Below are 14,474 nucleotides of genomic sequence, written 5' to 3'. Positions count from 1 at the left end.
ATCAATCGGGCCGGTCACTGTCCTGACGCAAGCTCACGGGAGCGGTTTTCTGCTGCACGGATGCAGGAAGCGACAGCTTCGCGGAAACCGGCATCGTCGAGTGCGCGGATGCCAGCCGCAGTCGTGCCGCCCGGGCTGGTTACATGTTCCCTGAGTTCGGCCGGTTCGGCTGTCCGCCGCTTCAGCATCGCGGCAGCTCCTTCTAGTACCTGGACGATCAGGTCACGGGCATCCGGGCCGCAGAGTCCCGATGCCGTGGCCGCTTCCTCAAGTGCCTCGGCGAAATAATAGACGTAGGCAGGACCGCTCCCTGCCAATGCGGTAATCAGATGAAGCTCGTCCTCTTCGACTTCTTTCACGAGACCGATCGAGCCAAGAAGCGAGAGAACATCTTGGCGGACTTTGTCGCCGACCGCGTCATTCATGGCGACGCCCGTTGCGGCAAGCCCGATCGTTGCGGACGTGTTCGGCATGGAACGGGCGACCGGCCGGCTGCCCAGCCCTTCCTCGAACAGGCTGATCGGGATGCCTGCCATCACGGAGAGCACTGCTGCGGACGGATGAAGCTGCCCGGCTATCTCTTTCATCGCCTGGCGTGCATCCTTCGGTTTGGTCGCAAATAAGGCAAGTTCCGCCTGCCCGATCTCCGGGTCGCCGCTCCGTACCGGCGTGATGCCGTACTTGTCCCGCAGCTCCTCAAGGCGAGCATGGTCCGACTTGTTCATGACGAACACCGAAGCGGGCTCAACCGCCCCGTTCGATGTGATGCCTGCGATTATGGCCTCCGCCATTGAACCGGCGCCGACAAATAGTACGTTCTTCATATCCGATCATCTCCTCGGGCAAAATAAAAATGCGTTTTCGTCCATTCATGATGTCCATCATGAAAAGGACGAAAACACATCGGTTTCCGCGGTACCACCTTTTTTCGCCGGACTTGCCGGCGCGGCTCTTCCCCTTTAACGCAGCGGGATACGGCCATGTTTCCATGGCGGCTCGGAAGCAGGTTCGGGGCGGGAGAGGGGATGCGGCTCTCAGCCGGTGACCGCATTTTCTGTGCGCCATCACCGCCCGTACTGGTCTTCGTCGGAGCGTCCGTTCATTTGATTAGTGCGATTATAGACATGCTTGGCTGCCAAAGTCAACAGGTGACGTGAGACAGGCGCTTGTGTAAAATGGATGAATGACCATTCATTTTCCGGAGGGGATCCGATGACTATCCATAAAATCACGATGCCGACGCCTTTTGCCGTCGGCGATGTCAATGCATTTTTGCTGAAGGGGGACGCGCTCACGCTGTTTGACGCCGGTACGAATACTCCCGAGGCTGCCGAAGCACTGCATGCCGGACTCAAGGCGGCTGGCTACCGGCCCGGTGATATCGAGCAGGTCATCCTGACGCACCACCATCCGGACCACAGCGGACTTGTCGAACATTTTGAACGTGCAAGCCTGCTCGGACACCGGTACAACGAACCGTGGCTGGTCCGCGACGAGGCGTTTTTCGAGCGCCATGACCGGTTCTATCTGCAATGCCTCAAGGAAGAGGGCGTGCCGGAGTCCGAACATCACTGGGTGAGGAAGATGAAGCGTCCGGTGGAGTTCATCGGGAAGCGTCCGCTTGACGGCATCCTCGGGGACGGAGTCGAAGTCCCGGGACATCCGGGGTGGACGGTGATGGAAACCCTGGGACATGCCCAGAGCCATCTCGCCTTCTTTAATGAACGGGACGGGGAGATGATCGGCGGCGACCTCATTCTCGGGAAGATTTCTTCCAATCCGCTGATCGAACCTCCGCTCGACCCGGAAGAGGACCGCCCGCGGTCGCTTCTTCTCTACAATGATTCAATGCGCCGCGTGGCTGACCTTCCCGTCACGCTTATCCATCCCGGCCACGGCGAAGAAGTCCGCGACATCCGGGAACTTGTCACAAAGCGGATCGGACAGCAGAGGGAACGTGCGCATGCCGTTCTGGACATGCTTTCGGACGGTCCGAAGACAATCTATGAACTGACAAAGCGGTTGTTCCCGCACGCCTATGAACGGGAACTCGGCCTCACGCTTTCCGAAACGATCGGACAGACCGACTGGCTGGTCGCGGAAGGGCTGGCGACGGAAATCCGGGACGGGGACGGTGTGCTTCATTATGAACAGGCGTAAGCGGGTACTTGTCACCGGGGCGACGGGCGGCATCGGACGTGCGATTGTCACCGGACTGCTCCTCGAAGGCCATCTGGTGCTGGCAACCGGACGCAACCGGGAAATCCTTGAAGAAATCCATGGAGAAGGCGCGGGCGTTATCCCGGCAGACCTGTCGACTGCCGAAGGCCTTGACCGGGTCGCGGCTGCTGCCGGCGCACCGGATGTATTCATCTCGGCATCCGGTGTAGGGGCGTTTCTCCATGCGCACGAGCTATCCGATGAATCGATCGACCGCATGATGGATGTGAATGCGGCTTCGCCGATGAAACTGCTCCGGCGGATCCTGCCGGGCATGATGGAACGGGGAAGCGGCCAGGTCGTCTTGATCGCTTCCGCAGCGGGGAAAGTGTCGACAAAAAAAGCCTCGGTGTATGCAGCGTCCAAAGCGGCCCTTCTCGGCTATGCCGACGCCCTCCGGCTGGAAATGGCCCCGTACGGCATCACCGTCACCTCGATCAACCCTGGGCCGGTTGACACCCCGTTCCTCGACATCGCCTCTCCGCTGTCGGGCTACAGGGAATCGATGGCAGGCTATCTGACGCCTCCCGGGACAGTCGCGGAGGCAACCATCGGTGTGATCGGCCGTTCAGTGCGGGAGATCGACCTCCCGTGGTATATGTCGGCCGCTTCGCGGATGCATGGCATCGCTCCGGGACTCACCGAGCGGCTCGGACGGAATTTCTTTGAGAAGAAGTGAAGCGTAACAATCGGTGCTCCGAGCCGTCTGATTTCATGAAGGGGTGATCGGATGAAAAAGCTGATGATTGGTGCTGTTGCTGCTGTTTTTCTTGCGGCCTGCGGTACGGGTGACGGCGGAAGCGGCGGGGGAGCGGGACAGCCTGCACCGGACGAACTGTCGGTGCAGGTCGAAGATATGGAAGAAACAAAAGGTTTCATCACAGCCATTGATGGCGAACGGGTGCTGGTCAATCAGGTGTTTTACACAATAGATGAGGAAACTCATCTTGTCAGCATCGGTGACGGGGCGGAGCGGGAGCTGTCGATCGAAGATCTTGAATTGGGGATGCGGGCCGATGTCTATCATTCCGGCATGCTGGCCGAATCTTTTCCTGCTCAGGGCCATGCCACTGTATTCGCCGTGCCGAAGGACGGACAGTCACTCAGCCAGACGGAGGCATTCCAGGCGTTTATTGAAGCGGAAGGGGACGATTTCGTCATTCTCGGCAAGCCTGAAATCGGCAGTGAGACCATCCGGTTTGACTTCACGATGGTCACCGGGAATGAGTCCTACACGGTGGAACTGGATGTTGAAAGCCATGATTATACGCTAGAACCGAAACAGGATTGAGCGGCCTAAGGGCGGCTCTTTTAATTTTTCTGTCGATTGTATAAACATTTACTTGCACTGATATTTATTACATGTTATGATTCTCTCATGAATAAAACATGTATATTATGAATAAACATACACGGAGGGATTCACTATGGGTAAGAAAGTCGTTCTCGCCTACTCAGGCGGTTTGGATACATCGGTTGCAATTGCATGGCTCAAGGAAAAAGGTTATGACGTTGTCGCGGTCTGCCTCGATGTCGGCGAAGGAAAAGACCTGGAGTTCGTCAAAAACAAGGCGCTTGAAGTCGGCGCTTCCGAAAGCTACATGATCGATGCGAAAAAAGAATTCGCAGAGGAGTTCGTCCTCACTTCGCTTCAGGGACATACAATGTATGAAAACAAATACCCGCTCGTCTCCGCGCTGTCGCGCCCGCTCATCTCCAAAAAGCTCGTCGAGATTGCGCACGATACCGGCGCGACTGCCGTGGCACACGGCTGCACAGGCAAGGGGAACGACCAGGTGCGCTTCGAAGTGTCGATCAATGCGCTGGATCCGTCCCTTGAAGTGATCGCACCGGTGCGCGAGTGGAGCTGGTCCCGTGAGGAAGAGATCGAATACGCGAAAGAACGCAACATCCCGATCCCGGTGAATCTCGACAGCCCGTACTCGATCGACCAGAACCTGTGGGGCCGCGCGAACGAATGCGGCATCCTCGAAAATCCGTGGATCGCGCCTCCGGAAGATGCCTACGACCTGACGGCTTCCATCGAAGACGCGCCGGACACAGCGGACGTCATCGAACTGGAATTCGTCAAAGGGGTTCCGGTATCGCTGAACGGGGAGAAAAAGGAACTGCATGAGCTGATCCTTGAGCTTAATGAACTTGCAGGCAAGCATGGCGTCGGCCGCATCGACCACGTCGAGAACCGCCTCGTCGGCATCAAGTCCCGTGAAGTGTATGAATGCCCGGCTGCAATGACGCTGCTGACGGCGCACAAAGAGCTGGAAGACATCACGCTCGTCAAGGAACTCGCGCACTTCAAGCCGGTCATCAGCAAGAAGCTGACAGAACTCATCTATGAAGGGCTCTGGTTCTCGCCGCTCACCAAAGCGCTCCAGGCATTCCTGAAAGAGACGCAGCAGTTCGTCAACGGCACGGTCCGCGTAAAGCTCTTCAAGGGCCATGCGATCGTCGAAGGCCGCAAATCGGACAACTCGCTCTATGATGAAAAACTCGCGACCTACACGAAGGAAGACGAGTTCAACCACGCCTCCGCAGTCGGCTTCATCGAGCTGTGGGGCCTCCCGACAAAAGTCCATGCATCCGTCAACAAGGCTGCCGAATCCGCGAAGCAGCCGGAGAAGGTGCAGTCATGACCGAAAAGCTCTGGGGCGGACGTTTCCAGAAAAGCGCAGAGGAATGGGTCGACGAGTTCGGCGCATCCATCGGCTTTGACCGGGAGCTTGTCCTGGAGGACCTGGAAGGCAGCACGGCGCATGTGAAAATGCTCGGCAAATGCGGCATCCTGACGCAAGACGAGACGGAAGCAATCCTCGGCGGCCTGGAAAAGCTGAAGAAACAGGCGAAGGCGGATGAGCTGGAATATTCCGTCGAGCTCGAAGACATCCACCTGAACCTCGAGAAAAAGCTGACGGATGACATTGGCCCGGTCGGCGGCAAGCTCCACACCGGACGCAGCCGGAACGACCAGGTCGCGACAGACATGCATCTGTATCTGAAGGAGCGCACAAAGGAGATCATCGCGCTTACCGAAGACTTCCAGAAGGCGATCCTCGAGCAGGCAGACGCCCATGTCGAAACGCTTGCGCCGGGTTATACCCACCTCCAGCGCGCGCAGCCGGTATCGTTCGCCCATCATCTGATGGCGTACTTCTGGATGCTCGAGCGTGACAAGGGCCGCTTCACGGACTCTCTGAAGCGTGTCGACCTGTCACCACTCGGCGCCGGAGCGCTTGCCGGGACGACGTTCCCGATCGACCGGCATTACTCGGCTGAGCTGCTCGGCTTTGCGGGTGTATATGAAAACAGCATGGATGCGGTGAGCGACCGGGACTTTATCGTCGAGTTTCTGTCCGCCTCGTCGCTTCTCATGGCGCATCTGTCACGCCTCGCAGAGGAGATCATCCTCTGGTCCAGCCAGGAATTCGGATTCATCGAGCTGGACGATGCCTTCTCGACCGGCTCCAGCATCATGCCGCAGAAAAAGAACCCTGACATGGCGGAATTGATCCGCGGCAAGACCGGGCGCGTGTACGGCAACCTGGTTGGCCTCCTTACAACGCTTAAGGGCCTGCCGCTCGCCTACAACAAGGACATGCAGGAAGACAAGGAAGGCATGTTCGACACGGTCAAGACTGTCACCGGCTCGCTCCGCATCTTCGCGGTCATGATCCGAACGATGACTGTGAACACGGACGTCATGGAACAGGAAGTCAGCAAAGACTTCTCCAATGCCACCGAGCTCGCCGATTACCTGGCGGCCAAGGGCATGCCGTTCCGTGAAGCGCATGAAGTGACCGGAAAGCTCGTCTTCACCTGCATCCAGAAAGGCTGCGTCCTGAAGGATCTGTCCCTTTCCGACATGCAGCAGGAAAGCGCGCTGATTGAGGAGGACATTTATGATGTCCTCGCACCGGTTGCGGCCGTCCGCCGGAGAAATTCCTACGGCGGCACCGGATTCGACCAGGTGCGCGTGCAGATCGAAAAAGCCGGGGAGCTCCTCGGTGAAGCAACCACAAAATAATATTTGATGATCCGGACCGGAACGCCATCGTGCGTTCCGGTCTTTTCGTTCCTGTTCATCCGGCCAGGGCAGATCCCGCTCCAACCGTTTTTTAAAGGCACTCGCGGCTGATGGGACATACTCGTCCTGTCTTCCCGAATATCAACCCGCCTTTTTTCATCCCATCCCCTCGATTTCCCGAAATTGCCGTTGAATGATTGCCTCCGGTTTGGCTATACTGAAGGAGGGGAACATTTGTTCTATATCGAATAAATCATCAAAAAGGAGGATGCGCGCATGTATGAGGGACTGCCGGACCGGAAAATTATTTGCCTGGATATGCGGAGTTTTTATGCAAGCTGCGCAGCGGCGGACGAGGGTCTTGATGTGCTGAAGGAGCCGATCGCCATCATCGGCGACCGTGAGCGCAAGGGAAGTGTCGTCCTCGCCGCCTCGCCCCGGCTCAAACGGGAATTCGGTGTCCGGACGGGGCACCGGCTGTATGAAATCCCGGATGACCCGGCGATCCGGCTCATCGAACCGAAAATGGGCTTTTATGTCCGGGTGTCGATGGAGATTACCCGCCTCCTTGGCGAATACGTGCCGAAGGAGGCGATCCATGTGTACAGCATTGATGAGGCGTTTGTCGACCTCGGCGGGACGGAGCGGCTCTGGGGGCCTCCGGAGGAAACCGTGAAGCGAATCCAGGACCAGTTGCTTGCCCAGTTCCAGATGCCGGCCGCCATCGGCATGGGGCCGAACATGCTCTTGGCGAAGATCGCCCTCGACCTCGATGCGAAAAAGACCGGATTCGCCAAATGGACGTACGGGGATGTCCCCGGGAAGCTCTGGCCGGTCGCACCGCTGTCGGGAATGTGGGGGATCGGCCGCCGGATGGAGCGCCGGCTGAACGGCCTCGGCATTTTTTCCGTCGGCGACCTTGCCCATGCCGACCTCAAGCTGCTGGAAAAGGAGTTCGGCGTCATGGGCAACCAGCTGTACCACCATGCATGGGGCATTGACCTGTCGGAGCTCGGCGCGCCGCTCATCGCCGGGCAGGTCAGCTACGGGAAGGGCCAGGTGCTTTACCGCGACTATGTGAAGCGGGAGGATATCCTCGCCGTCATCCTGGAGATGTGCGAGGACGTGGCACGGCGGGCGCGGGAAGCGGGCAGGGCCGGTCGCACCATCCACCTGTCCGCCGGCTACAGCGAGAATGCTTACGGGGGCGGCTTTTCTCGGTCGCGCTCGGTGGAAACGGCGACCAACTCGACGATGGCGATCTACCGGGTGTGCACTGCGCTGCTCGATGAATTCCACGATGGCCGCCCGGTCCGGCGGCTCGCCCTCTCGCTTTCCAATCTGGAAGAGGAGCATTCCATGCAGCTCAGCTTGTTCGAAACGCGCAGCTGGGAAGAGCGCAAGCTCGGCGCCGCCATGGATGCCATCCGGTCCAAGTACGGTCCGGCAGCGATCCTGCGCGCCGTCTCCTATACGGACGCCGGCACCGCCGTCGGCCGGGCGAAGCTGATCGGCGGCCATAAGATGTAAAGCTGTCTGCGGCACCGTGGATGGGCGCCGCGGCCGGATGGCGGTTTCGTCATTCAGGCGTCGGGTTTCATCATTCGGCGACGAAATCTCGTCATTCGCGGCCCCGATTTCGTCATTCGCAGGTGAATGACGAAACTGGCGGCCCCAATGACGAAACCAACAGTCCGAATGACGAAACTGATCAGCAACACAAGTCACCCGGCAACCGGCGACAACATTAAGAAGGAGAGTGATGCGGATGATCCGCGACAGAGGGAACATCAAATGGACGGCGATGATGTTGCCGGAGCACCTGAAGCTTTTGAGGGAATGGCAGGAAGAGGAGGGCAGGCGGGAGCCGCTCGCCCCGGATCCCCAGCAGATGGAGGAGTGGGACCGGATGCTGCATGAAGCGCTCGAATACGGAGGGCTTCTTGCCGTCTCCAGCCGGACACCGGGCGGGGATGTGTGCTGCACGGGGGCGGTCCACCATTTCGATCCGATTTCGGGAACCATCCGGATGGTCGGCGCGGACGGGGAACCGGCGGTCATCCGGACTTCGGATGTCACCGGTATTTCAGTATCCGGATAATTTGCATTCCGGCACTTCTCGAATTTCAGAACATTTGCTACACTGGATATCGGCCCAAATACAGAAGGGAGAACGGGATCCGTGAATGTGTTCATGCAATTGGGATGGTTTTTCAAAGAACGGAAAAAGCAGTACTTCATCGGCATCCTGATGCTGCTTGTCGTGGCCGTGCTCCAGCTGCTACCGCCGAGGATCATCGGCTATGTCGTCGATGAAATCCGGCTTGGCACGCTGACGGGAGCGGGGCTCGGCAGATGGCTTCTGATCCTTGCAGGAGCGGCGCTCGCGATGTATGTGCTCCGCTACTACTGGCGGGTCATGATCTTCGGCTCGTCGGTGCTTCTCGGGCGGCGGCTCCGCAGTGAGCTGTTCGCCCATTTTACGAAGATGTCTTCCTCGTTCTACCAGCAGCGCCGTGTCGGCGACCTGATGGCGCATGCGACCAATGACATCCGCGCCGTCCAGCAGACAGCGGGGCATGGCGTGCTGACGCTCGTCGACTCGGTCACCACGGGCGGGGCGGTCATCATCGCGATGGCGGTGACGATCGACTGGAAGCTGACGCTCATTGCGCTTCTCCCGATGCCGCTCATGGCCGTGCTGACCAGCTGGTATGGCAAGCTGCTGCACGAGCGCTTCAGAACGGCACAGGAAGCCTTTTCGGATCTGAACGACAAGACACAGGAAAGCATCGCCGGCATCAAAGTCATCAAGACGTTCGGCCAGGAAAAGGAGGACATTGAGGACTTCAGGAACTTGTCAGCGGATGTCGTGGCGAAAAACGTCCGCGTCGCCAGGGTGGATGCCCTGTTTGATCCGACCATTTCCCTGATCGTCGGCCTGTCCTTTTTCCTGTCGATCATCTTCGGCGCACGCTTTATCATGAGCGGTGACATGACGCTCGGGGACCTGATCGCCTTCAACGCGTACCTTGGTCTGCTTGTCTGGCCGATGCTCGCATTCGGCTTCCTGTTCAACATCGTCGAGCGCGGCAGGGCGTCCTACGGCCGGATCCGTGAGCTCCTGTCCGTCCGGCCCGACATCGGGGATACGGACGGAGCGGCGGATCTGGCACCGGGAGGGGATATCACCTTCGACATCCGTGAGTTCCGGTTCCCCGAAGACGGGCGCCCGGCACTCCGTGATGTCCGGTTCACACTGAAAAAAGGGGAGACACTGGGGATTGTCGGCAGGACCGGTTCCGGCAAGACGGCAATCCTCAAGCTGCTCCTGCGCGAGTTCGAGGGGTATGACGGTGAGATTACATATACGTACCGCAGGACCATTTTCTCTTCTCGGCAACCGTCCGGGAAAACATCGCGTTCACTGACGTGGATGCACCGTTTGATAAAGTCAGGGAAGCGGCCAGGCTCGCGCACATCGATGAGGACATTCTCGGATTCGCGGAAGGCTATGACACGGTCGTCGGCGAGCGGGGCGTTTCGCTGTCGGGCGGCCAGAAGCAGCGCATCTCCATCGCTCGCGCCCTGCTCATGGAGCCGGAGCTGCTCATCCTGGATGACTCGCTGTCCGCGGTGGATGCCCGGACGGAGGAGGCGATTCTTGCTGCCCTCAAGGAAACACGCACGGAGGAGACGACAATCATCACCTCCCACCGGATGAGCGCCATTCAGCATTCCCACCAGATCATCGTCATGGAGGATGGCACGATCGCGGAGAAGGGCACTCATGAGGAATTGATGGCACTGGGCGGGCTTTATCATGAGATGTACCGGCTCCAGCAGCTGGAAGCACTCGTCGAACAGGGAGGGGATGCATGATGGAAGCACCTGAACAGCAGAAACTGAGCGGGCGCGACCAGTGGCGCGTCCTCATGCGGCTGCTCCGCTACATCCGCCCGCACCGGGGGGCGGCCGTGGCAGCCCTCCTCCTGCTCGGACTGACCGTACTCGGGGACATTCTCGGGCCATATCTCATCAAGACCTTCATCGATGATTACCTGACACCGGCCAACTTCCCGGAACGTCCGCTCATGATCCTTGCCGGTGCCTATCTGGGCATCCTCGTGCTGAACGCGGTGTTCGGCTATGTCCAGCTTCTGAAATTCCAGGAGATCGCGTTGCGCATCGTCCGCCAGATCCGGATTGATGCGTTCACGAAGGTGCACCGCCTCGGGATGCGGTATTTTGACAAGACGCCGGCTGGAGGCACCGTTTCCAGGGTGACGAACGACACCGAAGCGATCCTCGAGATGTTCGTCGATGTGCTTGTCGGCTTCCTGCAGAGCAGCCTGCTCATCATCGGTGTCTACATCGCGATGTTCGTGCTTGATGTCCGGCTCGCAATGCTGTCACTCCTCTTGCTGCCGCTCATCTTCCTCATCATGTGGATCTACCGGAAGTATAGTTCCGAGTTTTATCAGGACCTCCGGGAGCGGCTGAGCCAGCTAAACGGCAAAATCGCCGAATCCCTGAACGGCATGGGTATGGTCCAGGTGTTCAGGCAGGAAAAGCGGTTCAGGGAAGAATTCGGGGAGATCAATGACAAGCACTACGAGGCGGGCATGCGCAACATCAAGCTGGACGGACTGTTGCTGCGCCCCGCAGTTGATATCGTCTACGCACTCGGAATCATCCTGCTCCTGTCCTACTTCGGAATCACATCGTTCAGCGAACCTGTCGAGATCGGGGTCATCTATGCGTTCGTGACCTATATCGACCGGTTTTTCGAACCGATTAACCAGGTCATGCAACGCCTGTCGATCTTCCAGCAGGCCATCGTCGCGGCTGACCGGGTTTTCCGCCTCATGGACGATCCGGAACTGGAACCGGCACAGCCGCAGGCAGGGGAATCGCGAATCGATGAAGGGAAGATCGAGTTCAGGAATGTCTCCTTTTCCTATGACAGGGAAAACGATGTTCTGAAAAACATCAGCTTCACCGCCAATCCCGGGGAGACGGTGGCGCTTGTCGGCCACACGGGTTCCGGGAAAAGCTCAATCATCAACCTGCTTATGCGCTTCTACGAATTCGAACGGGGCGAGATCCTGATCGACGGCAGGCCGATCAAGTCCTTTCCGAAGGCGGAGCTCCGGGAAAAGACCGGACTCGTCCTGCAGGATCCATTCCTCTTCTACGGAGACATCGGGAGCAACATCCGGCTCTTTGATGAGTCGATCGATCCCGGCGAGGTGCGCGCGGCTGCCGAATTTGTCCAGGCGGACCCGTTTATCCGGAGCCTGCCGGACGGCTATGATCAGAAGGTGACGGAGCGGGGTTCGACCTTCTCGGGCGGACAGCGGCAACTGATCGCATTTGCCCGTACGATGGTCAAGAAACCAAAGATCCTGATCCTTGATGAGGCGACGGCGAATATCGATACCGAGACTGAAGTCGCAATCCAGAAAGGCTTGGAACAAATGCGGAAAGGCCGGACGACGATCGCCATCGCGCACCGACTCAGCACCATCCAGGACGCGGACCTGATTCTCGTCCTTCATCAGGGCGAGATTGTGGAGCGCGGTACCCACCGGGAACTCCTGGCAAAAGGCGGCCTTTACCACAAAATGTTCCGTCTCCAGAACGGCATCCTGGAAGGAAATGAAATCAGCTGATCGGAAGCAATGCCGAAAAAACGAATAACCCAATAAGCAAATGGCAGCGGTCCACCGCCTGCCATTTGCTTATTTTGTTCACTATCCGCTTCTTTCCGGGTGACATCCTTTCCGCATGCGGGAATATGTTATAAAGACAACAAACTGTCACAGACAGGAATGGCGAAAACCCCTGCGGATTCTGATAGTATAAGGACAGCAACAGAAAGGGGGATTGTCGTGTCGGCAGACCTCAATATCCTACTGGCATTCGGAGCGGGCTTCCTCAGTTTCATCTCCCCGTGTACGCTGCCGCTATATCCTGCATTTATCTCTTACATCACGGGCATGTCACTCGATGACCTAAAATCGGACGAGAGAAAAATGTCGAAGAGCGGGATCCTGCATACAGTCTTTTTCCTGCTGGGCTTCTCGGCCATTTTCATAGCCCTCGGATTCGGCACTTCGTTCATCGGTTCGTTTTTCGTCAGGTATGATGATCTGCTCAGGCAGATCGGCGCCATCTTCATCGTTGCATTTGGCCTGATGATTGTCGGGCTCCTGACGCCGGAGTTCCTCATGAAGGAGCGGAAGATCCAGTTCAAGAACCGGCCGGCCGGCTATTTCGGCTCTGCGGTGATCGGACTGGCATTCGCTGCGGGATGGACGCCGTGCAGCGGCCCGATCATCGGTGCCATCATCGCATTGGCCGGGCAGAACCCAGGGTCCGGCATGTGGTATATGCTCGCCTATGTATTCGGTTTTGCGATTCCGTTCTTTATTTTGTCTTTCTTTATCACGAAGCTTGCCGTCATCCGGAAATACAGCAACATCATCATGAAAATCGGCGGATGGGTTATGATCTTTGTCGGGATTCTCCTGTTCTTTGACGGTATGACGATGATCATCGGATGGCTGAGCCCGATCTTCGGCGATTTCCAAGGGTTCTGATATCATGAAGACATCAGCATTGCCGCAAGAGAGGAGGGATTCGGCAATGGAACAAATCCATACTTTCGATGAGTGGATCGAAACGCTTGAGGGGGAAGGTACACTTCTCCTCTTCGTTAAGACCGACCACTGCTCGGTCTGCGAAGGCCTGCTTCCGCAGGTCGCCGCCCTTGAAGAAGAATACGCATTTCCTTTTTATCTGACTAATGCCGCCCAAGTTTCTGAGTTGGCGGGACAGCTGTCCCTCTTCACCGCACCGGTCGTTCTCCTGTTCAAGGAAGGCCGGGAGTTCGCCCGCTTTGCCCGTTTCGTCCCGATGGCGGATCTGAAGCACCGGATGGACGAACTCGAGCAGGCGGGTGGACAGTATGAATGACTTTATCAACGGGATATTCACCGATATTCCCGCGCCCATCCTGATCATCGGCTCCACGGTGATCTTTGCGATGGCGGGTCTTGGTGCGGTGATCATGCGCTCAAGGGCCTCGAACCGCCCTGCAAGCGCCAAAAAGATCATCCTGCCCCCGGTCATGATGTCGACGGGCGCGCTCATGTTCCTTTTCGAGCCGTTCCGCGTCGCCTGGCCGCATGTATTCGAGGCGCTGGCTGTCGGAGCCCTGTTTTCAATCCTCCTTATCCGAACATCCAGGTTTGAGGAAAGTGGAGGGGAAATCTATCTGAAGCCCTCAAAGGCATTTATATTCATCCTTGCCGGCCTGCTCATCTTGAGGGTGGCCGGAAAGCTGGTCCTCAGCAGCACAATCGATGTCGGAGAACTGGCCGGGATGTTCTTCCTTCTCGCGTTCGGCATGATCCTGCCATGGCGTATTGCCATGTATCTGAAATACAGAAAGCTGCAGTCCCGCATCGGGGCGGCAGCATGAAAAACCGCCATCCCGGTCAATTCCGGAATGGCGGTTTTAAATTTACACTGCAGATAAATGATGATTTCCGCTCAAGCACCATCCAGCTCCAGCGCCCAGCAACTCGCAAACTTCACACTTCTTCATTGCGATCAGTCAACATCGCCTCGTTCTTCACCGTGTTTCCTTTATCTCATTACCAAGTGCTCCAGTTTGTACGTTGCTGAACGGGCGCTTGCGCTTTTGTCATCAATCCCTGCTGAACTGGTACAGATTCCTGTACGGCGTATCATCAATCTGCAACTCTTCCAGCTTTTTCTTGAGGAATTTATGGTCACGCTTCGGTGTCGCGAGGATATAGCCGCGGATAATATGGTCGAACTCGATCCGTTTCGCCTTTTCGCGCAATGCAAGCTGCCCGATCCTGCCGGCAATCTTCTGCTTGGCGACCGGTCGGAACAGTTCCGGCACCGGTGACACGAGCTCGTTCAGCATTTCCTTGGACTCAGGCGTCCACAGATGAAGCGATTTATTGACATAATACTCTTCCCAGTCGAGCGTTGACCGTCCGTCTTCCTTCGGCAGGGCTTTCAGAAACTTGCGGAACATGAAATATCCGCCGATCGCGAACAGGCCGATCAGGACAACCGCCCAGAACAGGATAAACCAGAGAAACCAGCCTTCCAGCAACACTCTCACCTCTTTTGCATTCTCCAACAATTATAAGGCCGCGGCCGATATTTT

The 14,474-nt window shown here is 57.5% G+C and carries 14 protein-coding genes and 1 pseudogene; 13 read left to right on the top strand and 2 right to left on the bottom strand.

Translation table 11 applies throughout. The annotated features are described in order from the left end of the window. Positions 1-14 precede the first annotated feature (14 nt). Positions 15-824 carry a pyrroline-5-carboxylate reductase gene (proC, locus tag BMX91_RS05950; protein ID WP_092051078.1) on the bottom strand — a complete coding sequence of 270 codons (810 nt, stop codon included), beginning with the start codon at positions 822-824 and terminating at the stop codon, positions 15-17. A gap of 388 nt (positions 825-1,212) precedes the next feature. Between proC and BMX91_RS05945 the strand changes: the two genes are divergently transcribed. The 13 genes and pseudogenes from BMX91_RS05945 to BMX91_RS05890 all read left to right on the top strand — a co-directional run bounded on the left by BMX91_RS05945 (position 1,213) and on the right by BMX91_RS05890 (position 13,751). Continuing rightward, positions 1,213-2,160, top strand: a complete 948-nt coding sequence (locus tag BMX91_RS05945; RefSeq protein ID WP_092051076.1) for an MBL fold metallo-hydrolase — start codon at positions 1,213-1,215, stop codon at positions 2,158-2,160. Next, entirely contained in the window at positions 2,147-2,899 is a 753-nt protein-coding gene (locus BMX91_RS05940; RefSeq protein WP_092051075.1) for an SDR family NAD(P)-dependent oxidoreductase, read from the top strand. The genes BMX91_RS05945 and BMX91_RS05940 overlap by 14 nt, the downstream gene beginning before the upstream one ends. A gap of 51 nt (positions 2,900-2,950) precedes the next feature. Further along, positions 2,951-3,511 carry a hypothetical protein gene (locus BMX91_RS05935; protein WP_092051073.1) on the top strand — a complete coding sequence of 187 codons (561 nt, stop codon included), beginning with the start codon at positions 2,951-2,953 and terminating at the stop codon, positions 3,509-3,511. A 136-nt stretch (positions 3,512-3,647) separates the two neighbouring features. Further along, positions 3,648-4,874 (top strand): argininosuccinate synthase, encoded by a 1,227-nt coding sequence (locus BMX91_RS05930; protein ID WP_092051070.1) that lies wholly within the window; start codon positions 3,648-3,650, stop codon positions 4,872-4,874. Further along, the gene (gene argH, locus BMX91_RS05925; protein WP_092051068.1) at positions 4,871-6,262 is read left to right on the top strand and encodes an argininosuccinate lyase; all 1,392 of its coding nucleotides are present in this window, start codon (positions 4,871-4,873) and stop codon (positions 6,260-6,262) included. Before BMX91_RS05930 ends, argH begins: the two co-directional genes overlap by 4 nt. Before the next feature lie 276 nt (positions 6,263-6,538). Continuing rightward, on the top strand, positions 6,539-7,792 hold the full coding sequence (locus tag BMX91_RS05920) for a Y-family DNA polymerase (RefSeq protein ID WP_092051067.1): 1,254 nt from the start codon (positions 6,539-6,541) through the stop codon (positions 7,790-7,792). A gap of 238 nt (positions 7,793-8,030) precedes the next feature. Beyond that, on the top strand, positions 8,031-8,363 hold the full coding sequence (locus BMX91_RS05915; RefSeq protein WP_177168296.1) for a YolD-like family protein: 333 nt from the start codon (positions 8,031-8,033) through the stop codon (positions 8,361-8,363). 93 nt (positions 8,364-8,456) lie between these two features. Beyond that, positions 8,457-9,829: pseudogene (locus BMX91_RS05910) on the top strand (ABC transporter transmembrane domain-containing protein); the annotation flags it as partial. 153 nt (positions 9,830-9,982) lie between these two features. Continuing rightward, entirely contained in the window at positions 9,983-10,144 is a 162-nt protein-coding gene (locus BMX91_RS16050) for a hypothetical protein (RefSeq protein ID WP_407640875.1), read from the top strand. Next, positions 10,144-11,937, top strand: a complete 1,794-nt coding sequence (locus BMX91_RS05905; RefSeq protein ID WP_092051063.1) for an ABC transporter ATP-binding protein — start codon at positions 10,144-10,146, stop codon at positions 11,935-11,937. The genes BMX91_RS16050 and BMX91_RS05905 overlap by 1 nt, the downstream gene beginning before the upstream one ends. Positions 11,938-12,156: 219 nt before the next feature. After that, a complete protein-coding gene (locus BMX91_RS05900; protein ID WP_092051062.1) occupies positions 12,157-12,867 on the top strand; it encodes a cytochrome c biogenesis CcdA family protein in 711 nt (236 codons plus the stop codon). A gap of 46 nt (positions 12,868-12,913) precedes the next feature. After that, positions 12,914-13,243, top strand: a complete 330-nt coding sequence (locus BMX91_RS05895; protein WP_092051060.1) for a thioredoxin family protein — start codon at positions 12,914-12,916, stop codon at positions 13,241-13,243. Continuing rightward, positions 13,236-13,751 carry a CcdC family protein gene (locus BMX91_RS05890; protein ID WP_177168295.1) on the top strand — a complete coding sequence of 172 codons (516 nt, stop codon included), beginning with the start codon at positions 13,236-13,238 and terminating at the stop codon, positions 13,749-13,751. The genes BMX91_RS05895 and BMX91_RS05890 overlap by 8 nt, the downstream gene beginning before the upstream one ends. A 228-nt stretch (positions 13,752-13,979) precedes the next feature. Here the strand turns inward: BMX91_RS05890 and BMX91_RS05885 are convergent, their stop codons facing one another. Continuing rightward, positions 13,980-14,420: a DUF2621 domain-containing protein gene (locus BMX91_RS05885; protein WP_177168294.1), complete on the bottom strand. Its 441-nt coding sequence runs from the start codon at positions 14,418-14,420 to the stop codon at positions 13,980-13,982. Positions 14,421-14,474: the final 54 nt, after the last annotated feature.

It is taken from the genome of Bhargavaea ginsengi, assembly GCF_900109165.1.
GTDB lineage: Bacteria > Bacillota > Bacilli > Bacillales_A > Planococcaceae > Bhargavaea > Bhargavaea ginsengi.
The sequence above is the reverse complement of the archived record's forward strand: the minus strand, read 5'-3'. Positions and strand labels throughout refer to the sequence as shown.

Excerpts from the sequence above, each read along its gene's own strand:
- BMX91_RS05920 (WP_092051067.1), top strand. The coding sequence starts at position 6,539 with ATGTATGAGGGACTGCCGGACCGGAAAATTATTTGCCTGGATATGCGG.
- BMX91_RS05930 (WP_092051070.1), top strand. The coding sequence starts at position 3,648 with ATGGGTAAGAAAGTCGTTCTCGCCTACTCAGGCGGTTTGGATACATCG.
- proC (WP_092051078.1), bottom strand. The coding sequence starts at position 824 with ATGAAGAACGTACTATTTGTCGGCGCCGGTTCAATGGCGGAGGCCATA.
- BMX91_RS05905 (WP_092051063.1), top strand. The coding sequence starts at position 10,144 with ATGGAAGCACCTGAACAGCAGAAACTGAGCGGGCGCGACCAGTGGCGC.
- BMX91_RS05940 (WP_092051075.1), top strand. The coding sequence starts at position 2,147 with ATGAACAGGCGTAAGCGGGTACTTGTCACCGGGGCGACGGGCGGCATC.
- BMX91_RS05945 (WP_092051076.1), top strand. The coding sequence starts at position 1,213 with ATGACTATCCATAAAATCACGATGCCGACGCCTTTTGCCGTCGGCGAT.
- BMX91_RS05915 (WP_177168296.1), top strand. The coding sequence starts at position 8,031 with ATGATCCGCGACAGAGGGAACATCAAATGGACGGCGATGATGTTGCCG.
- BMX91_RS16050 (WP_407640875.1), top strand. The coding sequence starts at position 9,983 with ATGAGCGCCATTCAGCATTCCCACCAGATCATCGTCATGGAGGATGGC.
- BMX91_RS05895 (WP_092051060.1), top strand. The coding sequence starts at position 12,914 with ATGGAACAAATCCATACTTTCGATGAGTGGATCGAAACGCTTGAGGGG.
- BMX91_RS05890 (WP_177168295.1), top strand. The coding sequence starts at position 13,236 with ATGAATGACTTTATCAACGGGATATTCACCGATATTCCCGCGCCCATC.
- BMX91_RS05935 (WP_092051073.1), top strand. The coding sequence starts at position 2,951 with ATGAAAAAGCTGATGATTGGTGCTGTTGCTGCTGTTTTTCTTGCGGCC.
- argH (WP_092051068.1), top strand. The coding sequence starts at position 4,871 with ATGACCGAAAAGCTCTGGGGCGGACGTTTCCAGAAAAGCGCAGAGGAA.